Below are 25,210 nucleotides of genomic sequence, written 5' to 3' on the forward strand. Positions count from 1 at the left end.
CTAGCGCGGGTCGACCCCGAGGTCCGTGTCGACGTCGTAGGCGGCTTCCGCGTGGTCCGGGGCGGGGTGCGCGATGTCGGTCCCCAGGTCGAAGGCCGCCGTCCCGACGGCCTCCTCCAGCTCGGCTTCCTCGCGCTCGGCCCTGCTCCGGCGACGGTGCTCGGTGAGCTGTTCCTTGAGGTGCCTCAGGCGCGGGTGGCCGTCGGGCGCGGACGGGGCGTCGGGCGCGGACGGGTCGTCGGTGGTCACGCCGGTCACCCCTGGCTCAGGCGGTGTGGAGGGCGGTGTGCAGGGTGCGTGCGGCCAGGGAGATGGCGGCTTCGGCGGCGTGGGTCTCGCGCAGGGCGTTGAGCATCACGAAGTCGTGGATGATGCCCTGGAAGCGGACGGCGGTGACGGGTACGCCGGCTTCGCGGAGCTTGTTGGCGTAGGCCTCGCCCTCGTCGCGCAGGACGTCGGCCTCGGCGACGATGACGAGGGCGGGGGGCAGGCCGGTGAGCTGTTCGGTGGTGGCGCGCAGCGGGGAGGCGGTGATCTGGGCGCGTTCGGCCTCGTCGGTCGTGTACTGGTCCCAGAACCAGAACATGCCGTCGCGGCGCAGGAAGTAGCCCTCGGCGAACTGGTGGTAGGAGGCGGTGTCGAAGCTCGCGTCCGTGACCGGGTAGAAGAGGACCTGCTGGAGCAGGGGCACGTCCCCGCGTTCCTTGGCCATCAGGGTGAGGGCGGCGGTCATGTTGCCGCCGACGGAGTCGCCGGCGACCGCGATGCGGGTGGGGTCGAGGTCCTTGGTCGCGCCCTGGGTGACGACCCACTGGGCGACGGCGTAGTTCTGCTCGATGGCGACGGGGTAGCGGGCCTCGGGCGAGAGGTCGTACTCGGGGAAGACGACGGCGGCGTTCGCGCCGACGGCGAGTTCGCGGACCAGGCGGTCGTGGGTGTGGGCGTTGCCGAAGACCCAGCCGGCGCCGTGGATGTAGATGATGACGGGGAGGGTGGCGGTGGTGCCGGCGGGCTTGACGATGCGGGCGCGGACGGTGCCGGTGGGGCCGCCCTGGACGGTGATCCATTCCTCGTCGACGGCCGGCTTGGCGATCTCGCCGGACTGCACCTCGTCGACGGCCTTGCGGCCCTCGGCGGGGGCGAGGTCGAAGAGGTAGGGCGGGTTGGCGGTGGCCTCGACGAAGGCCTGCGCGGCGGGCTCGAGCACCGGCGTGACGGGCGTGAAGGCTTCGGACATGCGAGTCTCCTGGGATTGCGTGAGCCACACCGGGCGTTCCGGCGCGGCCGCGGTTCACCGTAGGAGCCCGGTGTGCCGTGCAGTTGTCCCCGAGTGCACGGCCACCCGCCCCGCAGCGCACGCGCGGCCCTGGGGCGCCGGTCCTCAAGGGTGGGGCCCGGCCACGGTGATCTGCTGTCGAGATGACTGACATCCCGAACCATCGCCGTGAGGAGGGAAGCACGGCGGGCGGCGGAGCGCTGCTGAATGACGAGAGCAACGCCTCCTGTGAGGAAGGTCCCGTGTCCCAGACGTCGTCGTCCGAAATACGCCCCCCGCGCGAGACGGCCCCCGAGGCCGCCCACGGGGTGCCCGGCTGGCTGATCGCGCTGTTCGCCGTCGCCTCCGGCATGACGGTCGCCAACCTGTACTACGCCCAGCCCCTGCTGTCCGAGCTGCGCGGTGTCTTCCACATCGGCGAGGCAACCGCGGGCCTGCTGATCACGCTCACCCAGGTCGGCTACGTGATCGGCATGATCTTCCTGGTCCCGCTCGGCGACCGGCTGGAGAAGCGGAGCCTGATCACCGCCCTGCTGACGGTCACCACGCTCGCCCTGGTGGCGGCCGGTCTGGCGACCGGGTTCCCGATGCTGCTGATCGCCTCACTGATCAGCGGGGCCACCTCCGTGGTGGCGCAGATCCTCGTCCCCTTCGCCGCGAGCCTGGCGCCGGACCACGCCCGGGGCCGGGTGGTGGGCCGGGTGATGAGCGGCCTGCTCACCGGCATCCTGCTGTCCCGCACGCTCAGCAGCCTGGTCTCCGGCGTGGCAGGCTGGCGGGTCGTCTACCTCGGCTCCGCCGTCCTGATGGCCCTGCTGGGCGTGGCCCTGCGGCTGGCCCTCCCCCAGCATGCGCCGACCACCTCCGTGCCGTACCACCGCGTGCTGCGCTCCACGGCGGCGCTGGTGCGCACGCACCCCGCGCTGGTGCGCCGCGGCCTCTACCAGGCGGCCATGTTCGGGGCCTTCAGCGCCTTCTGGACCACCGTCTCCTACGTCCTGACCGGACCGCACTTCCACTACTCCGCCGTCGGGGTCGGGGTGTTCGCGCTGGTCGGCGCGGCCGGTGCGGCCGTCGCCCCGTTCGCCGGGCACTGGGCCGACCGCGGTCTGACCCGCCGGATGACCGGTGCCGCGTTCGGGGTCGCCGCGCTGGCCTTCGCCATAGCCGGGTTCGGCGGGCACAGTGTCGTCCTGATCGGGCTCGCGGCCGTCGCCCTCGACATGGCCGTCCAGACCAGCCTGATCCTCGGCCAGCACACCGTCTACCAACTCGATCCCCTTGCCCGGGCCCGCCTGAACAGCGCCTTCATCGCGATCTTCTTCATCGGTGGCGCCCTCGGCTCCCAGCTCGGCTCGATCGCCTACCGGTCCGGCGGCTGGAGCGCGGTCAGCATGTTCGGGGCCGCCCTGCCGGTGCTGGCGCTGCTGTACTGGCTGACCGAGCGCGACACGAGCGCGCCGCACTCGGCGTAGGGAGCAGCGGGCCCGGTTCCTGGCGGAGCACCCCGCCGACACTCCGCCGGTCCGCGCCCGGGACGGGAGCTGCGCCTGCCTAGGATGCAGTGGAGACCGCCGCCCGGCCGAGGCGGGCGCTGCGCCACCGGGAGCGGATGATGGACCTGCGGCAGATGGAAGTCGTCGTCGCCGTGGCGGACGCGGGCGGGTTCACGGCGGCGGCGCGGCGGCTGCACGTGGTCCAGTCGGCCGTCTCCGGCACCGTCCGCGCCCTGGAACGCGAGCTGGGTACGGCGCTGTTCACCCGGACCACGCACCGGGTCCGGCTCACGCCGGCCGGTGAGGCGTTCGTCCCGGCGGCCCGGCAGGCCCTGCGCGCCGCCGAACTGGCCCGCGAGGCGGTCGACGCGGCGAAGGGGGAGCTGAGCGGCCGGGTGACGGTCGGCACGATGCAGGGGGTCTGGGCGGACCTGCACCTCGCGCTGGCCGCGCTGCGGGTGGAACACCCGCGCGTGGTCGTGCAGTTGCGGCAGGCGGCGGTCACCGACCTGCGGCAGGCGCTGCGCGAGGGCACGGTGGACCTGGCGGTGGTGGCGCTGGACCGGCAGCAGCAGCGCGGGCTGGTGAGCAGGCTGCTGTCCCGGGAGGAGATGGTCCTGGTCGCCTCGCCCCGCCGGAGCCTCACCGCGAGCGGCCCCGAGGACACCGTGGAGCTGGCGGACATCGCCGGGCTGCCGCAGGTGGAGTTCCCGCCCGGCTGGGCCATCCGGGACGCGGCCGACCGCTCGTTCCGGGCGGCCGGCGTCGAACGGGCCACGACCTTCGAGGTCAACGACATCGTGGCCGCCTCCGAACTGGTCCGCAACGACCTCGGCGTCTGCATCATGCCGCCGACCATCGCCGGCCGGTTCCCGGACCTGACGGCCTACCGGATCGCCCGGCACGCACCGAGCTGGAAGGTGATGGTGGTCCGGCCGCCGGGCGAGCCCCCGGCGGCCGTCGCGGCGCTGCTGCGCCACATCACCTGAGCGGAAGTCGTCGGGTTCCGGATCGTCAGAAGTCGTCGGACTCCGGGATCACGTGCATCGCGGCCTCCTCCGCCGACGCCCCCGCACCGTCCAGACCCCGGTCGGAGGCGAACAGGTCGGAGTCGGTGACCTCGTGCGCTCCCTCGTCGGGGGCGAGGAGCCGTCCGGCGCGGCCGTCGCCGACCTCGTCGTCGAGGAGTTCGCCGTCCGTGTCCCAGGTGTCGCCGAGGCCGTCGCCGTCCGGGACGCCGATGTCCGGCACCTCCTCGGCGAGACGCTCGTCCAGGGTCTCCCCGCGCAGTGCCTCCGCCGCCGTCACGCCCGTGTGCTCCACGGCCCAGGGCCGCTCCGGCGGCGAGTAGCCCTCGTCCAGGGCCTCCTCGCCGGCCCGGTAGTCCAGGGTGTCCGAGGCGTCCAGCAGCCCGGCGTCGTCCTGCACCTCCGAACCGTCCGGCTGGTAGACCTCGTCACCCATCGCCTCGTCGGTCATGCGCGCTCCATCGTCACTCGGGCCGTCAGTTCGATCCGGCCGTCAACCGGAAAGGGTAGGAGGTCATGGTCGCGGTCGGGGGGCCGCGGTCGCGAAAGCGGGGCGGGAAGGGCGGGGCGGCCGGCGGGCATGCAGCCGCCCCGGCCGGCGCCCGCCGCCCGCCGCCACTGCGCCGGCGACATCCCGTACGTCTCGCGGAACGCCCGGCTGAAGTGGGAGGGGCTGGTGAAGCCCCAGCTGGCGGCCACGGCGGCGATCGACCGGTGGGCGGCGCCGGGCAGGGCCAGCTCCTCGTGGGCCGCCTCCAGCCGGCGCGCCCGGATCCAGGCGCCCACGGTGGTGCCCTGGCGCTGGAAGAGCCGGTGCAGGTAGCGCAGCGAGATGGCGTGCTGGTCGGCGATGTCCTGCGGGGCGAGCCCGGGTTCGCCGAGCCGGTCCCGGACGGACGCGGTGATCCGCTCCCACAGGGCCGACTCGGGCGGCCCGCCGATCCGCTCCAGGGCCACGGTCGCGAGGATGTCCACGACGGTACGGGCGAGCTGTTCGCGCCGGGCCGCGGTGGCCCGGGTGACCTCGTCGACGAGTCCGTCGAGCAGCGGCAGCAGCAGGGCCGCCGCGCCCCCGTCGGCCTCGCCCACCGCCGTGGCCGTGAGGGCGTGCAACTGCCGTTCCTCCAGGCGCAGCCGGGCGCGGGGCACCATGAGGATCCGGGCCCGCTGCCGGTCGGGGAGCACGATCCGGAACGGCCGCCGCGCGTCGTGGAAGGCCAGGTCGCCGGGGTGCAGCTCGGCGGTGCGGCCGTCCTGGAGCAGCAGGGCGGTGCCGGTCAGCTGGCGGCGGACCAGGATGTGGGTGCGGGGATCGGCGGCGGCCGTGCGGGCGCCGCGCAGGATCGTGCCGGGGCCGAAGTCCTCGGTGGCGATCTGGAGGGCGCCGAGCCGTTCGGCGGCCAGTTCACCGGTCCACGGGCGGTCGCGCTCCACGGTGACCTCGACGTCCACGAAGGTCCGGGACAGGGCGCGCTGCCAGGCGGCGAGGCGGTCGCCGGGTGCCGGGTCCCGGGTGGCGCAGGACACCGCGGTCAGCATGGCGGGCCGTCCGTCCGCACCCGGTCCAGCCAGTCCGTCGGGGACAGCCCGAAGGAGCTGCGGAAGGCCTTGCCGAACCCGGCCGCGCTGGTGAACCCCCAGCGCCGGGCGACCTGGCCCAGGCTGACCGAGCCCGGGGGCCGCGCGGCGAGTTCCCGGCGGCACTCGCGCAGCCGCAGCTCGCGGATCCACTGGCAGACGGTGGTGTCCTCGGCCTGGAACAGCCGGTGCAGATAGCGCACCGAGATGCCGTGCACCCGGGCGATGACGGCCGGGGTCAGCCCGGGGTCCGACAGGTGCCAGCGGATGTACGTCCTGATGCGCAGCAGCAGCACACCGTCGGCGCCCGGCAGCTCGGCGGGGTCCGCCCCCACCTGGTCGGCCGCCGTGGCCGCCACCAGGTCGATGACGCTCTCGGCCAGCCGCTCGGCCGTCGGCGTGGTGTACGACGCGGAGGTGTCGGCCAGCTGTTCCAGCAGCGGCCCGAGCAGCGCGGGGAGCCCGCCGCGCGGGCGTAGCGCGCGGCCGGTGAGCTGCCGTACGTCGGCCTCCGGGAGCTCCAGCAGCCTGCGCGGTACGGCGAAGATCTTCAGCCGGAAGCGGTCCGGGAAAGTGGTCCGGAAGGGACGCAGGGTCTCGAAGAACCCGATGTCGCCGGTGCGCAACTCGGTGGAGCGGCCGTCCTGTTCGACGCGGGCGCGGCCGGTGCTCTGGACGGCCACGAAGATCTCCCGGCCGTCGCCGCGGGCGATGAACCGCGGCGCCCGGTGGACCCGGCCGGGGTCCGCCTCCACCGTGGTGATCCGCAGGTCGCCGAGGCGGTCGGTGCGCAGGGTGGCGTCGTAGGTCCGGCCCTCGGCGGCGATGTCCATCCCCACCAGGGTGTCGAACACGGCGTCGTGCCAGTACTCCAGGCTCTCGTCCGGCGGCACCGAGCGCGTGGTCAGCACCCTGGTCCGTTCGCTCGCCGCGCCGGCCGGGCGCCGGCGTCTCTCCTCGTAGGAGCCGATCGCGGTTGCCATGCCGCCAGCCTCGCCGGGCGACCGGCACCGGCGCATCAGTCGGCCGACTGGTCCTCCGGCACACCGGCCGACCGGTCCTCCGGCACACCGGCCGACTGGTCCTCCGGCACACCGGCCGACCGGTCCTCGGCCGGGGCCGGGCCCGTCACCGCAGCCGGGCCCGCAGAAAGGCGCAACCGGTCAGCAGCGCCGCCCGGGTGGGCTCGCTGTCGGCGAGGGCGTGCAGGGCCACGAAGTCGTGGACGGTCCCGAGGAACCGCACGGACAGCGCGTCGACACCGGCCTCGGACAGCCGCCGCGCGTACTGCTCGCCCTCGTCGCGGGCCACGTCGGCCTCCGCGGTGACCACCAGGGCCGGCGGCAGCCCCGCCAGCTCCTGCGGGCGCGCCCGCAGCGGGGCCGCGGTGGGCTCGCTCCGCCGGGCCGGGTCGGCGGCGTACCGCTGCCAATAGGCGCGCAGCGCCCGGCGGGTGAGCAGGTAGCCGGTGGCGAACTGGCGTTGCGAGGGGCTGTCGCAGCGGGCGTCGGTGAGCGGGTAGTAGAGCAGCTGCGCGCTGATCCGCGGCCCACGCCGCGCCTTCGCCAGCATGGTCACGGCGGCGGCCAGCGTGGCACCGGCGCAGTCGCCGGCGACCGCCAGCCGGCCGGGGTCCAGCGCGAGTGCGCCGGCCTGGGCGACCGCCCAGGCCAGCAGGGCGTAGCACTCCTCCAGCGCCACCGGGTAGCGGGCCTCGGGGGCGCGGCTGTACTCCGGGACGACGGCGCACACGCCGGCACCGGTGACGAGTTCGCTGATGAGCCGGGCGTGGGTCTGGGCGTCGCCGAGCGACCACCGGCCGCCGTGCAGGTACAGCAGGGCCGGGAGCCGGCCGCGCACCCCGGCCGGGCGTACCGTCCAGAAGCCGAGCAGTCGCGCGGGGCCGACCGGTGCCACGTGGAAGACCGCGTCCACGGCGAAGTCCTCGAACCGGTCGGCCTGGGTCTCCCGCAGCGCCTGCCGCGCCGCGTCCGGGCCGAGGTCGTCGAGGGCGGGCGGCACGGCGGCGGCGCTGACCAGGCGCTGCACCACGGGGTCGAGGACGACGGCGGTCCCCGGGCCTCCGGATGTCATGGGCGCTCCTCCGGCCGGCCCTCGGGCGCCGTCACCGGCCCTGTACCAGGTCACGGAGCTGGTGGCGGCTGCTGATGCCGAGCTTGGGGTACACGTTGTACAGGTGCGAGCCGACGGTACGCGGCGACAGGAAGAGCCGTTCGCCGATCTCACGGTTCGACAGGCCGCGCGCGGCCAGCTGGGCGATCTGCCGCTGCTGCGCGGTCAGTTGCTCCAGCAGCCCCGCGTCCGCCGGGGCGGGGGCCGCACCGCTGGCGCGCAGTTCGCTGCCGGCGGCGGCCGCGAGGGCACCGGCGCCGAGGCGTTCGGCGGTCTCCAGGACGGCGGTCAGCTGCTGGCGCGCCTCCAGGGTGCGGCGGCAGCGGCGCAGCCAGATGGCGTAGTTGAGGCGGACGTGGGCGCACTCCCACGGCCAGCGGTTCGCCCCGTGGTTGACGAGCGCGAGCTGGAAGTGCTGCTCGGCCTCGCGGTCCGGGCCGACCAGGGCGGTGGCGTGGTGCAGCAGCAGCGTCATCCGGGTGCTCGGGCGGTCCCCCTGCTCCGCCGCGACCCGTTCCACGAGCGGCAGCGCCTCGGCCGACCGGCCGGTGCGCTGGGCGGTGACGGCGAGTTCGGCGACGGCCCGTGCGGACAGGAAGGGGTGCAGCGGTGCGCCGTCGGCGGTGAACAGGTCGCGCAGCTGCCGCCAGGCGTCCTCCATGTCGCCGCGGGTGAAGGAGGCGAGTCCGCGGGCGCGCAGCAGGCGGGCGTGGGTGGCCCGGTTCTCGTCGAGGCAGACGGCCCGCCACACGGAGGGGGTGAACCAGGGCTCCGGCGGCAGGGTGCCGCGCAGTGCCCGTACGGTCAGGGCCTGCGTCTCCAGGTCGGCCCGCAGCCGCGGCAGGCGCAGTACCGCGGCCTCCGTCAGGGCGTCCCCGGTCACGCTCCCGGCCTCGGCGAACCGCCCGGTGGCCAGCAGGGTGTCCACGAGCGGGAGCACCGACCAGCCGCGCAGCCCGAAGGCGCGGGCGCCGCGCAGCCGCTCGTCGGCCGTCCGCGACTGTCCCAGGTCCACGTCCGCCTCGTCCGACTGGTGGGCGACGGCGGCGAGGACCGCGTGGACCCCGTGGCCCCCGTGGACCGCGGAGGCGGTCGGGGCGCCGGGCGGCGCGGTGTGGGGGCCGTCGTCCGGGGCGTCGTACGGGTGGCCGGGGCCGGGCGGGATGCGGTGCGAGCGACCGAGGGCGGCGGTGGCGGTGGCGGAGCGTGGCCCGGTGACCGCGGTGTCCAGTGCGGCCAGGGCCCGTCGGGTGTGCGGGGTGTCCAGGCGGGCCAGTGGTCCGGCCGTGGCGGGCCGCCACCGCCCGGACGCGTCGGCCTGCCGGGCCCGGTCGAGCAGCGCGGGCAGGGCCGCCGTGTGCTCCGGCAGCCCGGACTGGGCGGCGATGCCCGCCGCCAGGGCGGCGAGGGCGAGCGCGAGGGACCGGTCGACGACGGGGAAGTGCACCGAGGCGTCGGCCAGCAGCTCGAAGGCCTCGCGCTGGGCGGACTCGTGGGAGAGGGCGGAGGCCAGGGCGCCGGCCGCGGCGCAGCCGAACTCCGGCTCGGCGCCTTCCTGGACGAGCCGTTCGTACAGCTCGCGGACCCAGCCGGGGTCGCCCGTGGCGTGGGCCGCGGTCAGGGCCTCGGCCAGCCGGCGGGCGCGTTCCGGCGGCCGCGGGCTGAGCCGGGCCGCCTGTTCCAGGGCGCGTGCGGCCTCCACCGCGTCCCCCCGCCGCCAGGCGGAGGCCTCCAGGGCGGCGGCGACGAAGGGGTTGGCGCCCACCGTGGCGGCGGCCAGGTGCCGGGCCCTGCCCTCGGGCTGCGCGGCGACCCTGGCGAGCTCCCGGTGGGCCTGCTGGCGCTCGCCGGCCGGGCGCCCGAGGTAGGCGGCCGAGCGGGCCAGCGGATGCCGGAAGTCGAACCGGTCCTCGGCCAGCGCGATCAGCCCCGCCGCCTCCGCCGGCGCCCACACCGCCAGGTCACCGGTGCCGAGGGCGGCCATGACGGTGGCGACGGTCCCGCCGGGCCCCGCGGCCGCCGCGTACAGCAGGGCCCGGCGGGTCTCGGCCGGAAGCGCGTCGACCCGTACGCCGAAGGCGTGCGCGTGCCGTACCGCTTCGGCGGGGCCCGGCGCGCCGCGGCCCAGTTCCACGAGGGCCAGCGGGTTGCCCGCGGCCTCGGCGAGGATCTCCAGCCGGTGCCGGCCGGTGGGCGCGGCCGGCTGGCGGTCGAGGAGGGCCGCGGCCGAGGCGCCGTCGAGTGGGCCCAGCCGCAGGGTCTCGGTGCCGGGCGGCGGGCCGGGCAGGGCCGCCTCGTGGCGTGCGGCGAGCAGCACCGTCAGGGCCCGGCCGGCCAGCTGCCGTACGGCGGCGAACAGCGCCTCCGGGAAGGCGCGGCCGCACAGGTCGGCGTCGTCCACGCACACCAGCACCGGGCCGGCCCCGGCGAGCCGGTCCAGCAGCGCCGTCACCGCGGCGTGCAGCTCCGCCTCGTCCACCGGGCCGTCCACCGGCGGTACGGCCGTCAGCGCCCGTCGCCGGTCGGCGGGCAGGGCGGCCAGCTCGTCCCGCACCGGTGGCGTCAGCAGCTGGTGCAGACAGGCGTGCGCGTGCCGCGGGTCCTCGGCCCAGCCCTGCGCGGCCAGCACCAGTACACCGTCGGCGGCGGCCCGGTCCCGGACGTGCCGGAGCAGTGTCGTACGCCCGGTCCCCTCCTCGCCGAGGAGCAGCAGGGTCTGGGGAGTGCCGGGCTCGCGCCGCACGCACCTGAGGATCCGCTCGATCTCGCCGTCCCGGCCCAGGACGGCGGTCTCGTCGCCGGTCGTGGACTGCTGGGGTGGGTGGACCGTCATGCACAAACTCCCCGGGTAATGCGCGTTTTCCCTGGCCAGGGCCATCTTCGCGGAGTTCGGGGAGGCGCGCTTCTGTCACATGACCAGTCGCCCGCGCCGGCGGCCGGCCATCTCGCGCGGGCCCGCGGTTCCGGTCCTGCCGCGGGCCGCTGGCAGGATTGCCGTATCAGCGGCTCGACGACCTCGACGACAAGGACGGTTCATGCACGCCGGCACCACCGACCACCTCTCCGATCCGGGCATCCTGGGACGGGCCGCCGAGCTGGGCCGTCTCGACCGGCTGCTCGGGGCGGTGGACGGCAGCGGCCCGCAGGTGCTGGTGCTGACCGGGGAGCCGGGGGCGGGCAAGAGCACCCTCGTGGACCGGGCGGCCGAGCGGGGCCGGGACCGGGGCCTCGGGATCCTGCGGGTGCGCGGCAGCGAGGGCGAGGCGGGTCTCGGGCTGTCGGGCGTGCACCAGTTGCTGCATCCGCTGCTGCCCGGCGAGGGCCTGCCCGCGGGGCAGCGGGAGGCGCTGGACCGCGCCTTCGGTCCGGAGGCGGCGGCGTACGAGCCGAAGCTCGACCAGCTGTCCCTGTGCGTCGGCGTCCTCGGGCTCATCACCGAGGCCGCCGCGCGCCGGCCGCTGCTCCTGCTGGTGGACGACGCGCAGTGGCTGGACCTCGGTTCGGTGGACGTGCTGGCCTTCCTCGCCCGGCGGCTCGAGGGCAGGCCGGTGGTGCTGCTGCTCGCCGCCCGCGAGGACGGCGTACCGGCCCGTTTCGACCGGGCCTTCCCGCAGATCACCCTGGGCGCGTTGAGCCGTACCGCGGCCGGGCAGCTCCTGGACGCGCAGCCGGATCCGCCGCGTGGCAAGGCACGGGCCGAGATCCTCCAGCAGGCGGCCGGCAACCCGCTGGCCCTGATCGAGCTGCCGCGCGCCCTGGCCCGGGGCCGGACCGGGGACATGGGGGCAGGCGGGGCCGGGGGCGCCACGCTGCCGCTCACCGCGCGCCTGGAGAACCTGTTCGCCGCCGACCTGCCCGGCCTGCCCGCGCCGACCCGGGCGGCCCTGCTCCTGGTGGCCGCGGCCGGCCCGGCCCGGCTGACCGACCTCATACGGGCCGCCCCCGAGCTGGACGTCGTGGCGGCGCTGGACCCCGCGGAGCGCGCCGGCCTGGTGCGGGTGGCGGACGGCGGGGTGCTGCTGCGGCACCCGCTGGTGCGCTCGGCCGTCTACCACGCGGCTTCCTTCCACGAGCGTCGGCAGGCCCATCTCGCCCTGGCCGCCGCGCTGGCCGCGGAGCCGGACCGCCGGGCCTGGCATCTGGCCGCCGCCGCGACCGGCCAGGACGTGGAGGTCGCCGACGCCCTGGCGGAGAGCGCCGAACGGGCCCGGGGCCGGGGCGGCTACGCGGCGGCCGCCACCGCGCTGGAGCGCGCCGCCGAGCTGACCCCGGCGCCGGACCTGCGGGCCCGGCGTCTGCTGACGGCCGCGCAGGCGGCGATGTTCGCCGGTCATCCGCAGTGGGTCGGCGAGCTGAGCGGCCGCGTCGGGGGGATGACCGAGGACCCCCGGCTGCGTGCCGAGGCCTCGCTGCTGGGCGGCTGGGCCCTCGGCGTGACCCTCCGTCACGAGGAGGCGCTGGCACTGCTGTTGGGGGTCGCGGAAGCCACCGCGACCTCCGCTCCGGGCCTCGCCCTCGGCGCTCTGGGCACCGCCGCCACCTCCGTCTACAACTCCGGCGCGCCCTACTACCGCGCCGAACTCGACCGGATCAGCGGCATGATCGACGGGGACGACGACCCCGCCGGCCGTGCCTGGGCCCGGGCGGTCGTCGACCCCGTTCACGAACGGCCCCGTCTGACAGAGCACTTGGCGGCGGGACTGGCCGCCCTGGCGCAGGAGGAGTCGCTCGGCGACCTCACCGCGCTGGGCGGCACGGCCTGGATCCTGGACGAGACCGAGCAGGCGGTGCGCATCCTCGGGCGGACCATGGACGTCCTGCGGCGGGCGGGCAGCGCGGGCACGAACGCGACCGTGACCCAGGCGCTCGCCCTCGCCCTGTTCGAGAACGGCTCGTGGACGGCGGCCGAGGAGGCGGCGCACGAGGCGTTCTGGATGGCGACGGAGGCGGGGGCGGACAACGTGACCGTGGGCGCCGGCATCCTGCGGGCCACCCTGCGCGCGCTCCAGGGCGACCCCGCGACCGCCCGGGCCGAGGCGGCGCACGCCGTACGGGGCGTGGACCTGCGCAGATCGCTGAGCCTGCAGGTCCGCCACCGGCACGCCATGGGCATGGCGGCGTTCGTGGCCGGCGACCACGCGGACGCCTACGAGCAGTTGCGTGCGACCTTCACCCGGGACTTCAGCCCGGCGCCCGTCCACTACCACGCCTCGCTCTACTACCTGGGCGACCTGGCGGCCGCGGCGGTGCGCGCCGGGCGGGCGGACGACGCGCGCACGGTGGCCGACGCCGTGCGGCAGGACCTGAGGCCCGACCCGTCCCCGCGCCTGGCCGCCGTACTGCACCGGGCCACCGCCCTGCTGACCGACACGGACGACGCCGAGCGGCACTTCCGCGCCGCCCTCGACGACCCGGCCACCGACTGCTGGCCGTTCGAGAAGGCCCTCGCCCACCTCGACTTCGGCGAGTGGCTGCGCCGGCGCCGCCGCAGCGCCGAGGCACGCCCGCACCTGAACGCGGCCCTGGAGTGCTTCCAGCGCCTGGACGCCCGCCCGTGGACCGAGCGGGCGACGGCGGAGCTGCGGGCCGCCGGGGCGGCGACCGGCCCGGCGCCCGCCGGCGAACTCACCCCGCAGGAACGCCAGATCGCCGAACTGGCCGCCCAGGGCCTGACCAACCGCGACATCGCGGCCCGCCTCTACCTCTCCCCCCGTACGGTCGGCTACCACCTGCACAAGATCTTCCCCAAGCTCGGCATCACGGCCAGAGCCCAGCTCCGGGACGCCCTCACGGAGGGGGGCATGGGCTGACCTATCCCTGCGGCCGGTCGCACAGGGCGTGGTCGACGAGGAGGCCCGTGGCGCGGTTGAGGGCGGCGAGGTCCGGCGGGGCGGTCGTGGTGGTGAGGGAGACGGTCACCGCGCGGCTGCCGTCCGCGCTCACCGCGGGGCGGGTGTTGACGCCCGCCCCGTCGCCCTCGTGGGTGTAGTAGTAACCGCCGCAGGAGAGCGGGATTGTGCGCAGCCCGAGGCCGTAGGTGCCCTCGGGCATCTCGGCGACGTCCTCCGGGTCGTCGGTCCGCTCGACGGTCTGCCGCATCTCGCGCCACTGTTCGGCGGGGATCAGCCGGCCGCCGGCCAGGGCGCGGAAGAAGGTGTTCAGGTCGGCGGTGGTGCTCACCACGCCGGAGTCGGCGGTGTGCTGGAAGCTGTGCTCGGTGACGTCGAGGCGGGTGCCGTCCGCGGTCGTCAGGTACGCGCGCACGAACGGCTCCGGCAGATACGGGTCGAGCCCGGGGACCGAGGTGTTGCGCAGGCCCAGCCTCGCGATCACCCGGTGCGCGACCAGGTCCTGCCAGCTCGCGCCGCCGGCCTTCTCCGCGATCATCCCGGCGACCAGGTAGTTGGTGTTCGAGTACGCCCATCGGGTGGCCCCGCCGGGCTGCGGCACGAACAGCGGCCGGTGCTTCATCGCCACCGCCACCAGGTCGGCGGCCGGGGTGGTGTCGTAGCGGTTCTCGTCGAAGTGGTTGATCAGCCGGTCCTGGATCTCCGGGTCGTCGACGTAGTCGTACAGGCCGCTGGTCTGGCGGAGCAGGTCGCGTACGGTGATCCGGCCGCCGTCGTTTCCGTTGCCGTCGACGACCCCCGGCAGCCAGTGCTCGACGGTGTCGTCCAGCGACAGCCGCTTCTCCGCGGCGAGTTGGAGGACCACGGTGGCGGTGAACGTCTTCGTCGTGCTCGCCACGCGGAAGTGCGCGTTCCACGGCACCGGTGCCGGGGAGCCGGCGGTCCGGGTGCCGATGCGCGCCATGAGCGGCGCCCCGTCCGCCCGGTCGACCCGGGCGAGCACGTTCACATCGCCTCCCCCCGCCTGCCGTACGGCCGCGAGGTCCTGCCGGAGGGCGGCCACACCGTAGGAGTGCCGCGCGGCCGGGTGGTGTCCGGCGGTGACGGCGGTCGCGGTCATGGGTGAGGCCAGTGCGAGCAGGGCTGCGGTCAGCAGGGCGGCCCCGGCCCTCTTCGACGACGGCATCTGCATGTTCGAATCCCCCGTTGCTTCTGGGTGTCCCGGTCGGTGACGCCCCCCAGCCAACCCGAACCGGAAGCGCGTGGGGAGGGGACCTCCCACCGGATGAGGGGTGTACGTAGCCCCCCTGTCCGGACCGTTCCGGGTCAGCGGCGCCGCTGCTCGGCTCGGTGCTCGAAGTCGCCGTGCCTGTTGTCGGCGGGGTCGACGGTCACCCCGGGTGGCAGACTCTTTCGTAACGCCGTACCCCCGTGACGAATGACTGGAGCCGCCCATGAGCGGACGGAACTGCCTGGTCTGCGCCGCCCCGCTGCCGGATCGCGGCCGTGGCCGGACTTCCGTCTGCTGCTCGGCGGCCTGCCGCCAACGCGCCTACCGGCAGCGGCGCACCGCGGTCGACCAGCCGGCGTCGAGCCGTACGAGTTCCTCACCGAGGTCGAGCTGCGTCCGGCCGCCGGCGGTGGCACGCACGTGACCATGACGGCCGACGCCATGCACGACGAGGAGTGTTCCGGGCGGCTGGCCGCCGGGCGGGCGAACGAGAGGGACAACCTCGCCGGGGTGGCCGGGTCCTGACCGATCGGCTCCGGATGACGCTCGGACCCGTCGGTGGCGAGGGGGCCGCGGACGGGTTCGGGCAAGCGCCCTGTGCCCGGCGCGCGGCCACGTCGGGCACAGGCGTGTCCGCGGTGGATCCGCACGTGCTCGTCGCGGCCGCCTCTGGACGGTGCAAGGCATTCATGATCAGCTCGGGGCATGAGTTCCTTGATACGTCACGTGACCGTCGACGCCGCCGACCCGTTCGCTCTCGCGGGCTTCTGGGCCCGGGCCCTGGACGGCTCACTGGCTGACGACGACTTTCCCGGGGACCCGGCGGCCACGGTCACGAGTGCCGCCGGCACCCTGCTGTTCGTCAGGGTCGACGACCGCAAGGAGGTGAAGAACCGCGTGCATCTCGATCTCCAGCCCCAGGACCGCACCCGGGACGAGGAGGTCGAGCGCCTGCTCTCGCTCGGGGCCACGCTTCAGGGAGACCACCGCAGGCCCGACGGAACCGGGTGGGTGACGCTGTACGACCCCGAGGGCAACGAATTCTGTGTGGAACGCAGCGCGGCGGAACGCGCGAACCCCTGATGTCCCGTCGGCTGGTCGCGGGGTCATCCGGACGCTGGGCGGGTGGGCACTGTTCCGCCGGCATCCGGCCCGGACGGCGGTAGGCTCCCGGGGACCCCGACCGGCCTCCCCCCGGCGTCGGGAACGGGCAGGGCGGCGTCCGCCGCGGCCGGTTCCGGCCTGGGGAGGGGACGAGGGCGGCCGAAGCGGCGCATCGCGGGGACCTCGACGAGGGTGTGCAGAACCCAGGCCAGGCACCAGGAGACCACGTACGCGGTGACGCCGAGGGTGATGGCGACGGGCGTGCTCCACTGGCGCTTCGCGCCGAGCGCGACATGGCCGAAGTTGAGGATCTGCCAGTGCACCAGGTAGAAGGCGAAGGAGAGTTCGCCCAGCCGCACCACGGGACGGCTGCGGAACGGTGAGGACAGTCCCTTCATGTCGGCCGTGGCCGCGGCGGCGACGACCAGGGCGATCGGGGCTCCGGTGGCCGCGACGAAACTCCACGGCTCGGGCACGTTCGAGGCGAGGAGGTAGCCGCAGAACAGCAGGCCGAGCGCAGGGTAGAGGCCGAGGCGGATCCACTTCTCCTCCAGGACGATACGGGCCATCACCATGCCCAGCACGAAGTCCAGGGCGCGCACCGGCGGGAACATCTGGATGAACCACACGTGCCGGGCCGGAATGGTGTAGAACATCGGCCGGTCCGGGAGGAGTTCGGCGACGAACGGCACCACCCACATGGCCGCCGCCAGACCCGCCGCCCACCACCACAGGCGCTGCGGGCGGATCCGCCCCACCAGCTTGTACAGCAGCGGGAAGCAGAGGTAGAAGACCACCTCGCAGGCCATCGACCAGCTGACGAAGTCCATGCTGAAGGTGATGTCCATCGGCGGGAACCACGGATGGATCAGGAAGAGGTTCGGGATCGCGCTGTGGGCCGCGATCGGGATGCCCAGCGCCAGCATGGTCACGGCGGCCAGGGCCCAGGCGACCACGTGGTTGGGGTAGATCTTCGCGGTGCGGCGGCGGTAGAAGCGGCGCAGCGGCTCACCGGGCTTGGCGACCATCGTCAGGATGAAGCCGCTGAGCACGAAGAAGAACCCCACCTGCATGGGCCCGGCGCGGCCGACGAGCCGGCTGTACCACTCCCCCACCTCGGTGTCGCGGAAGGGGAACTGGTAGGCGAAGTGGAAGAGGAAGACGATCGAGGCGGCGACGAAGCGCATGCCGTCGAGGGCGGGCAGCCACAGGGTGCGCGGGCCGCTGCGCGAGAAGGCCATCGGGATCAGCTCCGTTCGAGGGCGGGTTGCGGGGCGGGCCGGCCGGGCGCCGGGGCGGGGCGCGGGACGAGCACGACGCGGCCCCGGTGCACCCGGTCCTCGATCAGCCGGTGGCCGGTGGCGGCCTGGTCGAGCGGGAGGCGGGCGTGCACCGCGGGGCGCAGGGTGCCGTCGCCGAGGCGCCGGGTGAGCTCGGCGAGTCCGGCGCGGTACTGGTCGGGGCGGGCGGTGCGCCAGGCCGAGAGGGAGAAGCCGGTGACGGCCTTGAGGGCGATGAGGTCCATGACGGAGACGCGCGGGATGTCGGTGCCGCCGCCGGCCGAACCGTAGAACACCAGGCGCCCGGCCGGGGCGAGAGCCCGCACGCCCGCGAGCAGGACGTCGCCGCCGATGCTGTCGAGGACGACGTCGGCGCCGCGGCCGCCGGTCGCCTCGCGGACCGCGTCGGGCCAGTCGGGGCGCGTGGGGTCGATGACCGTGTCGGCACCGAGGCCGGCCGCGAACTCCCTTTTGGCGGGCGTGCTCGCGGCGGCGAGGACCTGTCCGGCGCCGGCGGCCCGGGCCAGCTGGACGGCGAGGTGGCCGATGCCGCCCGCCGCCGCGTGCACCAGGACGCTCTCGCCCTCGCGCAGGCCCGCGGTGGCCAGGACGCCCATGGCGATGGGGCCCGCGCCGGGCAGGACGGTCGCCTCGGCGGCGTCCAGCTCCGCGGGCACCGGCACCAGGGAGTCGGCCCGGGCCACCATGTGGTCGGCATAGGCGCCCTCCATCAGGAAGGCTCCCACCCGGTCGCCGACGCGGACGCCGACGGTGCCCGGGCCGAGCTCGGCCACGGTGCCCACGACGTCACCGCCGAGCAGCAGCGGCAGGGTCGGGTGCCACATGGGGGCGGGGAAGGTGTCGGCGCGCATCTGGGTCTGGGCGAAGCCCACGCCGACGGCCTCGGCGGTGATGAGGACCTCGCCGGGGCCGGGTCGGGGGATCGGCAGTTCGCGGGGGCGCAGGACGTCGGGGCCGCCGTATGCGTCGAGCGGTACGGCGAGCATCCTGCGGGGGACGGCGGTCATGGCGTGTCTCCGGACGTTCCGACGAGGCCGAGAGGGGAAGTGGAGGGGAAAGAGGGCTGGTTCACCACGGCACGGGGCCCTGGGCCGACTGGAAGGTCCCGGTCGGGCCGTCGTCCGGCAGCAGGGCCAGCCGCAGGACGGCCTCCGCGGCGTCCGCGGGCGAGCCCGGACCGGAGTGGCCGTTGAGGTCGGTGGCGACATAGCCCGGTTCCACGGCGTTGACCTTGATGCCGTCGGGGCGCAGGGCGTGGGCGTACTGCAGCGTGACGGCGTTCAGGGCGGCCTTGGACGTGCCGTACGCCAGCAGCTGGTAGGGCGCGAGGCGTTCGGGCTGCTGGGCGTTGACGGTCTGGGAGCCGAGGCTGCTGGAGAGGTTGACGACGCGCGGGGCCGCAGAGCGGCGCAGCAGCGGGAGCAGTGCGGTGGTGACGGTGACCACGCCGAAGACGTTGACCTCGTAGGTGCGGCGCAGGTGGTCGGCGGTGGCCTCGGGGACGGGGATGCCCGCGTCGAGCAGCACGCCCGCGTTGTTGACGAGGAGGTCGAGCCTTCCGGCCGTCTCCTCGACGGCGGCCGCGGCGGCCTTCGCGGAGTCGGGGTCGGTGACGTCGAGCCGGACGTACCGGACGTCGGCGCCCTCGTCCGTGAGGACGGCGGCCGCGGCCCGTCCGCGTTCCCTGTCGCGGGCGGCGAGGAAGACCGTGGTGCCGAGGGCGCCGAGGCGGCGGGCGGTGTGCAGGCCGATGCCCTTGTTGGCGCCGGTGACCAGGGCGACGGAGGGGATACGGGCAGCCGGGGTCATCGGGTTCCTCCCACCCGGGTCGCGGGCGGCTGTTCGAGGTGGACGGTGTCGTGGGCCTCGACGAGTTCGGCGATGCGCCCGCGGTCGGCGGGGCCCGGCCCGGCGAGCAGGTCGGCCAGGCCCTCGAACATCAGCTCGGCGCCGCCGGGGGTGGTGACGAAGAGCATCCGGCCCTCGGCGTCGCCGACGTTGCGGAAGCCGTGTCCGATGCCGCGGGGGGCGTAGACGACGCCTCCGGGAGCGGTGCGATGGAGGCTCTCGCCGACCTGGATGTCGTAGCAGCCCTCCAGGACGTAGAAGGCCTTGTCCGTGTGGCGGTGGTAGTGGAAGGGCGGGCCGCTGCCGGGAGGTGTGGTGACCTCGAAGAGGGAGAACAGGCCGCGGGTGTCGGCGCCGCGCAGCAGGAACCTGCCGCGTTCGACGGTCCACTCGACGCAGGGGGTCTCCTCTGTCACCACGAACTTGGGAGGTGCGGGCTGGGAGTTGTGGGTGGCGGTCATGATGCTCCCGCAAGACTTCGAACTTCGTCGAACATTACGATGATGTTGGAACACTGCGGCGAGGCGGAGTTATGCTCGCGTCCATGAGCGATGTGGTGTTCCATCCGCCGGTGGAGGAGCTGGTCCTGACGAAGGTGCTCGCCGCCCTCGCCGAGCCGGCCCGGTTGGCGATCGTGCGTGCCATCGCCCGTACCGGGGAGACCGGGGTGTCGTGCACCCAGATCCAGCAGGACGCGGGGATCGAGATCGGCAAGTCGACGATGTCGCACCACCAGCGCGTGCTGCGGGAGTCCGGGGTGACCCGCACCCGCATCGAAGGCTCCCGGCGGATGCTGACCCTGCGCCGCACCGACCTGGACCGCCGCTTCCCCGGCCTGCTCGACGCGGTGCTCACCGACAGCGACACGGTCGTCGGGGCGGCCGCCCTCTGAGGCACGCGGGCGGCCGGTCACGGGGACTCCAGCCGCAGCGCCGCGTAGGCGCGGGCGGCCGGTTCCCAGCGCAGCACCGCGTGACCGGCCGCCGCGTGGACGTCCCGCCAGTAGCGCTGCAACGGCTCGCTCTCCTGCTGCGCCCGGGTACCGGACGAGCGCAGCAGCCCGTCCACGGCCGCCACCAGGAGGTCGACCGCCAGCGCGTGGTCCCGCTGCGCGCGGGCCGTCGCGGCGGCGTCGGGACGACCCTCGTCGGCGTCGGCGGCGGCCCGCGTCAGCAGCAGCCGCGCGGCGTCCGTCTCCCCCGCCGCCCGGGCCAGCGCCAGCTCCTCGGTGGCGGTGGTCTCCCCTGACATGCCGAGTCCGCCGGCCCGGGCCGCGCGCCGGGCGGCCTGGCTCGCGGTCCAGGCCGTCAGGGCACCGTCCAGCGCGCCGAGCGCGGGCGCCGCGAAGGACAGCCCGCTCACGCTCTTCAGCGGCACCCGGTGGCAGTGCGCGTCCGACGCCTCGGCCCGCCCGGCCAGCAGGGTCTCCCGGGCGAAACTGTGCCCGTACGGCACGAAGACCGGCTCGGCCAGCACCAGCGTGTCGCTGCCGGTGCCGCGCATGCCGACGGTGAACCAGGTGCGCTCGATCTCGTAGGCGGAGCGCGGGACCAGCAGGAAGCGCACCTCCCGGCGGTCGCCGTCCACCGGGACCGGGCAGCACAGCAGGGCGTGGTCCGCATGGTCGATGCCGCTGACGAACGCCCAGCGACCGCTCAGCAGCCAGCCGCCGGCGACCGCCGTGGCCTCGCCGCCTGGCAGCAGTGCGCCGACCACCAGGGCGTCCGGGTTCCCGGCCCACACCGCACGCTGCCCGGCCTCCGGCAGAAAGCCGGCCATCCGGCCGAGCGAGGCGGCGATCGACGCCACCCAGGCGGCGGAGGGGTCCGCCGCGGCGACCTCGGCCGTGGTGTCGAGGAACCATCGGAACGTGCCCTGCGTGCCGCCCCAGCGGGCCGGCACGAAGTGACGCGCGAAGCCGGCCTCGCGCACGGCGTGCACCACCTCCGGCGTCGGCCGCCGGTCGGCCTCCGCCTTGTCTGCGTGGTCCGCGGCGAGAGCGACGAGACGCTCCGCTGGGTTGGGGCCGGGCATGCGGCACACCTCCTTGTGAGGACGGGGCGCCAGCGTGTGCGTCCGGGCTCGAAGCGGGCTCGACCGCCGCTAGGGCCTGTCTGACAGTTCCCGTCGTCGCCCGGAGGGCGGCCTCGCGGCGTCAGGTGCGTGCTCTCGGTGTGCCGGGCCCAGATCCACGTACTGGACGTACTTGGGTCAGGGCCCGGCGCGGCGAGAGTGCGTGCATGGCGTCGCGAGGCAGGCGGGAATTGTCAGACAGGCCCTCGGGCCCGGTGGACGGGATGCGAGCCCCACCCCGTTTCGAGCCGCTCTCAAGGGTGGGGCCGCAGCCTGACCTGGCCCGGGGACCGCCCGGCGCCGGCGAGTGAAAGGAAGACGACGCGATGCCCTTGTCCGACCTCAGGCGCACAGGAGGTGTGCGGTGACCCGGCGTGTGGTGCTCACCGGCATCGGGGTGCGTGCACCGGGCGGTTCCGGAACGAAGGAGTTCTGGGACCTGCTGACCGCGGGCCGTACGGCCACCCGGCGCATCTCCTTCTTCGACCCGTCCCCGTTCCGCTCGCAGGTCGCCGGTGAAGTCGACTTCGATGCCCGTGCCGAGGGGTTCACGCCCCGCGAGCTGCGGCGCATGGACCGCGCCACCCAGTTCGCGGTCGCCTGTACCCGTGACGCCCTCGCCGACAGCGGTCTGGAGCCGGGCTCGGCGCAGCCCGGCCACCCCGAGCCGCACCGCGTCGGCGTCAGCCTGGGCAGCGCCGTCGCCTCCGCGACCAGCCTGGAGCGCGAGTACCTGGTGATGTCCGGGGGCGGCCAGGAGTGGGTCGTCGACCCGGGCTATCTGTCGCCCCACATGTTCGACTACCTCAGCCCGGGCGTGATGCCCGCGGAGATCGCCTGGGCGGCGGGCGCCGAAGGCCCGGTGACGATGGTCTCCGACGGCTGCACCTCGGGCCTCGACGCGGTGGGGTACGCGGCCCAGCTGATCCGCGAGGGCAGCGTGGACGTGATGGTCGCGGGCGCCGCCGACACCCCCATCTCGCCGATCGTCGTGGCCTGCTTCGACGCGATCAAGGCGACCACGACCCGCAACGACGACCCCGAACACGCCTCGCGCCCCTTCGACGGCTCCCGCAACGGCTTCGTGCTCGCCGAGGGCGCCGCCATGTTCGTCCTGGAGGAGTACGAGTCCGCCCGGGCCCGCGGCGCGCACGTCTACGCCGAGATCACCGGCTATGCGACGCGCTCGAACGCGTACCACATGACCGGTCTGAAGAAGGACGGCCGGGAGATGGCCGAGGCGATCCGGGTGGCCCTCGGGCAGGCCCGTACCGACGCCACCTCCGTCGACTACGTCAACGCGCACGGCTCGGGAACCAAGCAGAACGACCGGCACGAGACGGCCGCCTTCAAGCGGAGCCTCGGGCAGCACGCGTACAACGTGCCGGTCAGTTCCATCAAGTCGATGGTCGGCCACTCGCTGGGCGCCATCGGGTCGATCGAGATCGCCGCCTGCGCCCTGGCGATCGAGCACGGCGTCGTCCCGCCGACGGCGAACCTGCACACCGCCGACCCCGAGTGCGACCTCGACTACGTCCCGCTCACCGCGCGGGAGCGGCGGCTGGACACGGTGCTGACCGTGGGCAGCGGCTTCGGCGGCTTCCAGAGCGCCATGGTGCTGCAGCGTCCGGAAGGAGCCCGCGCATGACCGCGACCACCGTCGAGGTCCCCGCCGTCCGCGCCCCGGCCGCCCGGGCCGTCGTCACCGGCCTCGGGGTCACCGCCCCCAACGGGCTGGGCACGGAGGCGTACTGGAAGGCCGTGCTGGCGGGCGTCAACGGGATCAGGGAGCTGGGCCGGTTCGACACCAGCCGGTTCCCGTCCCGGCTGGCCGGCGAGATCACCGACTTCCGGGCCGAGGACCACCTGCCCGGGCGGCTGCTCCCGCAGACGGATCTGTCGACCCGGCTGGCGCTCGCCGCCTCCGACTGGGCGCTGGCCGACGCGGACGTGACGCCGGAGACGCTCACCGACTACGCCAAGGGCGTGGTGACGTCGAACGCCACCGGCGGGTTCGCGTTCACCCACCAGGAGTTCCGCAAGCTGTGGACCCGTGGGCCCGAACACGTCAGCGTCTACGAGTCGTTCGCCTGGTTCTACGCGGTCAACACCGGGCAGATCTCGATCCGCAACACCATGCGCGGGCCCAGCGCCGCCCTGGTCGGCGAGCAGGCCGGAGGTCTCGACGCTCTCGGACACGCGCGGCGCACCGTACGGCAGGGCACCGACCTGGTCGTCGCGGGCGGCGTCGACTCGGCGCTCGACCCGTGGGGCTACGCCTCGCAACTCGCGGGCGGCCGGGTGACCACGGTCGCGGATCGGGACCGGGCGTATCTGCCGTTCGACGCGCGGGCCGCCGGCTACGTGCCGGGCGAGGGCGGGGCGATCCTGGTCGTGGAGAACCCGGAGACCGCCCGGGAGCGCGGGGCGGGGCGGGTGTACGGCGAGATCGCGGGCTACGCGGCCACGTTCGACCCGGCACCGGGCTCCGGCCGGCCGCCGCGGCTGCGCCGGGCCGTCGAACTCGCCCTCGCGGACGCGGGGGTGACGCCCGGCGAGGTCGACGCGGTGTTCGCCGACGCGGCAGGCATCCCCGAACTCGACCTGGCCGAGGCCGAGGCGCTGGCCGGCGTCTTCGGCCCCGGCGGCGTCCCCGTCACCGCTCCCAAGTCGCTCACCGGGCGCCTGTACGCGGGAGGCGGTCCGCTCGACGTGGTGGCGGCCCTGCTCGCCATCCGCGACGGGGTGCTGCCCGCGACCGCCGGGACCACCGAGGTACCCGAGCGCTACGGCCTCGACCTGGTCCTCGGCGAGCCTCGCGAACTGCCCGTCCGCACCGCCCTGGTGCTCGCGCGGGGCCGCTGGGGCTTCAACGCGGCCCTCGTGGTCCGCGCGGCCGGGCTCTGAGCACGCCCGCGCACCGCGACGGGTCCGCCCGCCCGTCGTTCCTGCCCGCACGTGACATCTCACCACCCATGACACGAAGGCGAGTTCACATCGTGAAGATCATGACCCTGGACGATCTGCGCCGCATCCTGCGCGAGTGCGCCGGCTTCGACGAGGGCCTGGCGGACGACGCGGCCGCGCTCGACGCGGCCTTCGAGGACCTGGGCTACGACTCCCTCGCCCTGATGGAGAGCGCCGCCCGCATCCAGAAGGAGTTCGGCGTGGTCATACCCGACGACGAGATCACCGAGGTGGAGACCCCGCGGGCGCTCCTCAGCCTGGTCAACGGCAGCCTGACCGCGGCCGCCTGAGCGGGCCGGCGAGGAGAGAACGCCATGACGGAGCAACGTCTTCACCACACCGAGCACACCCTGACCGTGGACGCGCCGGCCGCCGAGCTCTACGGCCTGGCGGCCGACGTCACCCGCTGGCCCGCCCTGTTCGGGCCGAGCGTGCACGTGCAGCACCAGTTGCGCGAGGAGCGGGCCGAGCGGTTCGAGCTGTGGGCCGTCGTCAACGGCGAGGTCGGCAGCTGGGTCTCGCAGCGGACCCTGGACCCCGACCGGCTGCGCGTGACCTTCGCCCAGGTCCGCAGCCGGGCCCCGATCGCCTCGATGCGCGGCGAGTGGCTGTTCCGCACGCTGTCGCCGACGCGCACGGAGATCGTGCTGCGGCACACCTTCTCCGCCGTCGACGACGACCCGGAGTCCGTGGCGTGGATCCTGCAGGGGCTGGACCGCAACAGCCCCGAGGAGCTGGCCGCGCTGGCCCGGCTCGCGCTGTACGGGCACCCGGTGGACGACCTCGTGTTCTCCTTCACGGACACCGTCCGCCTCACCGGGCCGGCGGCGGACGCCTACACGTTCGTCCACCGGGCCGACCGGTGGGCCCGGCTGCTGCCGCACGTGGGCCGGGTCCGGCTCGCCGAGCCCTCACCCGGGGTGCAGGAGCTGGAGATGGACACGGTGACCTCGGACGGCTCGGCGCACACCACGCGCTCGCTGCGGGTGTGCCGGACCGGCGAGTGGATCGCGTACAAGCAGCTGATCACGCCTCGGCTGCTGCTGGGGCACAGCGGCCTGTGGACCTTCGCCGACGGGCCCGGCGGCCCGGTGGTGACCGCCCGTCACACCGTGGCGCTCGACCCGGAGGCCGTGCCCGAGGTGCTCGGTGAGCACGCCACGCTCGCCGAGGCCCGGGAGTATCTGCGCGACGCCCTGGGGCGCAACAGCCGTACGACGATCGAGCACGCCGACGCGTTCGCGGCGGGCCGCCGCAAGCGGGCCGTGGCGCGTACCGCCTGAGGCGGCCCCTGCCGGGAAGGCGAAGGCCCGGCGGTCCGAAGGA

General features: G+C 74.9%; 23 protein-coding genes. 10 read left to right on the plus strand and 13 right to left on the minus strand.

Going from position 1 to position 25,210, the window contains the following annotated elements:
- Nucleotides 1–249, minus strand: coding sequence for a hypothetical protein (locus ACZ4UV_RS41630; protein ID WP_451023283.1), 249 nt, complete (start codon nucleotides 247–249; stop codon nucleotides 1–3).
- A 16-nt stretch (nucleotides 250–265) separates the two neighbouring features.
- A complete protein-coding gene (locus ACZ4UV_RS41635; RefSeq protein ID WP_390034971.1) occupies nucleotides 266–1,237 on the minus strand; it encodes an alpha/beta hydrolase in 972 nt (323 codons plus the stop codon).
- A 281-nt stretch (nucleotides 1,238–1,518) separates the two neighbouring features.
- Here ACZ4UV_RS41635 and ACZ4UV_RS41640 point away from each other — a divergent pair, with 281 nt between their 5' ends.
- Nucleotides 1,519–2,751, plus strand: coding sequence for an MFS transporter (locus ACZ4UV_RS41640; RefSeq protein WP_467845265.1), 1,233 nt, complete (start codon nucleotides 1,519–1,521; stop codon nucleotides 2,749–2,751).
- A gap of 140 nt (nucleotides 2,752–2,891) precedes the next feature.
- Nucleotides 2,892–3,761 (plus strand): LysR family transcriptional regulator, encoded by an 870-nt coding sequence (locus tag ACZ4UV_RS41645; RefSeq protein ID WP_467845503.1) that lies wholly within the window; start codon nucleotides 2,892–2,894, stop codon nucleotides 3,759–3,761.
- 25 nt (nucleotides 3,762–3,786) lie between these two features.
- On the opposite strand, the gene ACZ4UV_RS41650 is transcribed toward ACZ4UV_RS41645, so the two are convergent.
- The 5 genes from ACZ4UV_RS41650 to ACZ4UV_RS41670 form a co-directional block, all read right to left on the minus strand.
- Nucleotides 3,787–4,251, minus strand: a complete 465-nt coding sequence (locus ACZ4UV_RS41650; protein WP_451020496.1) for a DUF5709 domain-containing protein — start codon at nucleotides 4,249–4,251, stop codon at nucleotides 3,787–3,789.
- Nucleotides 4,248–5,339, minus strand: a complete 1,092-nt coding sequence (locus ACZ4UV_RS41655) for a helix-turn-helix domain-containing protein (protein WP_451020495.1) — start codon at nucleotides 5,337–5,339, stop codon at nucleotides 4,248–4,250. The genes ACZ4UV_RS41650 and ACZ4UV_RS41655 overlap by 4 nt, the downstream gene beginning before the upstream one ends.
- Nucleotides 5,333–6,361, minus strand: a complete 1,029-nt coding sequence (locus ACZ4UV_RS41660) for an AraC-like ligand-binding domain-containing protein (protein WP_467845270.1) — start codon at nucleotides 6,359–6,361, stop codon at nucleotides 5,333–5,335. The genes ACZ4UV_RS41655 and ACZ4UV_RS41660 overlap by 7 nt, the downstream gene beginning before the upstream one ends.
- 145 nt (nucleotides 6,362–6,506) lie before the next feature.
- Entirely contained in the window at nucleotides 6,507–7,472 is a 966-nt protein-coding gene (locus ACZ4UV_RS41665; protein WP_451020493.1) for an alpha/beta hydrolase, read from the minus strand.
- Between the two features lie 31 nt (nucleotides 7,473–7,503).
- A complete protein-coding gene (locus ACZ4UV_RS41670; protein WP_467845272.1) occupies nucleotides 7,504–10,344 on the minus strand; it encodes a helix-turn-helix transcriptional regulator in 2,841 nt (946 codons plus the stop codon).
- A gap of 202 nt (nucleotides 10,345–10,546) precedes the next feature.
- Between ACZ4UV_RS41670 and ACZ4UV_RS41675 the strand changes: the two genes are divergently transcribed.
- Nucleotides 10,547–13,321 (plus strand): helix-turn-helix transcriptional regulator, encoded by a 2,775-nt coding sequence (locus ACZ4UV_RS41675; protein WP_467845275.1) that lies wholly within the window; start codon nucleotides 10,547–10,549, stop codon nucleotides 13,319–13,321.
- A 1-nt stretch (nucleotide 13,322) separates the two neighbouring features.
- Here ACZ4UV_RS41675 and ACZ4UV_RS41680 read toward each other — a convergent pair whose 3' ends face one another.
- Nucleotides 13,323–14,552, minus strand: a complete 1,230-nt coding sequence (locus ACZ4UV_RS41680; RefSeq protein ID WP_467845277.1) for a serine hydrolase domain-containing protein — start codon at nucleotides 14,550–14,552, stop codon at nucleotides 13,323–13,325.
- Between the two features lie 246 nt (nucleotides 14,553–14,798).
- On the opposite strand from ACZ4UV_RS41680, the gene ACZ4UV_RS41685 reads away from it, so the two are divergent.
- Together ACZ4UV_RS41685 and ACZ4UV_RS41690 are read left to right on the plus strand one after the other, a co-directional pair.
- Nucleotides 14,799–15,116 carry a hypothetical protein gene (locus ACZ4UV_RS41685; protein ID WP_467845280.1) on the plus strand — a complete coding sequence of 106 codons (318 nt, stop codon included), beginning with the start codon at nucleotides 14,799–14,801 and terminating at the stop codon, nucleotides 15,114–15,116.
- Nucleotides 15,117–15,296: 180 nt separating this feature from the next.
- Nucleotides 15,297–15,674, plus strand: coding sequence for a VOC family protein (locus ACZ4UV_RS41690; protein ID WP_451020488.1), 378 nt, complete (start codon nucleotides 15,297–15,299; stop codon nucleotides 15,672–15,674).
- A gap of 23 nt (nucleotides 15,675–15,697) precedes the next feature.
- Here the strand turns inward: ACZ4UV_RS41690 and ACZ4UV_RS41695 are convergent, their stop codons facing one another.
- The 4 genes from ACZ4UV_RS41695 to ACZ4UV_RS41710 form a co-directional block, all read right to left on the minus strand.
- Entirely contained in the window at nucleotides 15,698–16,936 is a 1,239-nt protein-coding gene (locus ACZ4UV_RS41695) for an acyltransferase family protein (protein WP_467845284.1), read from the minus strand.
- 5 nt (nucleotides 16,937–16,941) lie between these two features.
- A complete protein-coding gene (locus tag ACZ4UV_RS41700; protein WP_467845287.1) occupies nucleotides 16,942–18,003 on the minus strand; it encodes a quinone oxidoreductase family protein in 1,062 nt (353 codons plus the stop codon).
- A 61-nt stretch (nucleotides 18,004–18,064) separates the two neighbouring features.
- Nucleotides 18,065–18,805 carry an SDR family oxidoreductase gene (locus ACZ4UV_RS41705; protein WP_451023008.1) on the minus strand — a complete coding sequence of 247 codons (741 nt, stop codon included), beginning with the start codon at nucleotides 18,803–18,805 and terminating at the stop codon, nucleotides 18,065–18,067.
- Nucleotides 18,802–19,305: a cupin domain-containing protein gene (locus tag ACZ4UV_RS41710; RefSeq protein WP_467845291.1), complete on the minus strand. Its 504-nt coding sequence runs from the start codon at nucleotides 19,303–19,305 to the stop codon at nucleotides 18,802–18,804. Before ACZ4UV_RS41710 ends, ACZ4UV_RS41705 begins: the two co-directional genes overlap by 4 nt.
- A gap of 83 nt (nucleotides 19,306–19,388) precedes the next feature.
- Between ACZ4UV_RS41710 and ACZ4UV_RS41715 the strand changes: the two genes are divergently transcribed.
- A complete protein-coding gene (locus ACZ4UV_RS41715; protein WP_451023010.1) occupies nucleotides 19,389–19,736 on the plus strand; it encodes an ArsR/SmtB family transcription factor in 348 nt (115 codons plus the stop codon).
- A 17-nt stretch (nucleotides 19,737–19,753) separates the two neighbouring features.
- Here ACZ4UV_RS41715 and ACZ4UV_RS41720 read toward each other — a convergent pair whose 3' ends face one another.
- Entirely contained in the window at nucleotides 19,754–20,878 is a 1,125-nt protein-coding gene (locus ACZ4UV_RS41720) for an acyl-CoA dehydrogenase family protein (protein WP_467845295.1), read from the minus strand.
- A gap of 403 nt (nucleotides 20,879–21,281) precedes the next feature.
- Here ACZ4UV_RS41720 and ACZ4UV_RS41725 point away from each other — a divergent pair, with 403 nt between their 5' ends.
- From ACZ4UV_RS41725 to ACZ4UV_RS41740, 4 genes are all read left to right on the plus strand, one after another.
- Complete coding sequence (locus ACZ4UV_RS41725) at nucleotides 21,282–22,565, plus strand: beta-ketoacyl-[acyl-carrier-protein] synthase family protein (protein WP_467845298.1); 1,284 nt, start codon at nucleotides 21,282–21,284, stop codon at nucleotides 22,563–22,565.
- Complete coding sequence (locus ACZ4UV_RS41730) at nucleotides 22,562–23,824, plus strand: ketosynthase chain-length factor (protein ID WP_467845301.1); 1,263 nt, start codon at nucleotides 22,562–22,564, stop codon at nucleotides 23,822–23,824. The genes ACZ4UV_RS41725 and ACZ4UV_RS41730 overlap by 4 nt, the downstream gene beginning before the upstream one ends.
- Before the next feature lie 89 nt (nucleotides 23,825–23,913).
- Nucleotides 23,914–24,174, plus strand: a complete 261-nt coding sequence (locus tag ACZ4UV_RS41735) for an acyl carrier protein (protein WP_467845506.1) — start codon at nucleotides 23,914–23,916, stop codon at nucleotides 24,172–24,174.
- 24 nt (nucleotides 24,175–24,198) lie between these two features.
- On the plus strand, nucleotides 24,199–25,167 hold the full coding sequence (locus ACZ4UV_RS41740; protein ID WP_451021817.1) for an aromatase/cyclase: 969 nt from the start codon (nucleotides 24,199–24,201) through the stop codon (nucleotides 25,165–25,167).
- Nucleotides 25,168–25,210 lie beyond the last annotated feature (43 nt).

The sequence above is a fragment of the Streptomyces sp. NPDC028289 genome (assembly GCF_055565975.1).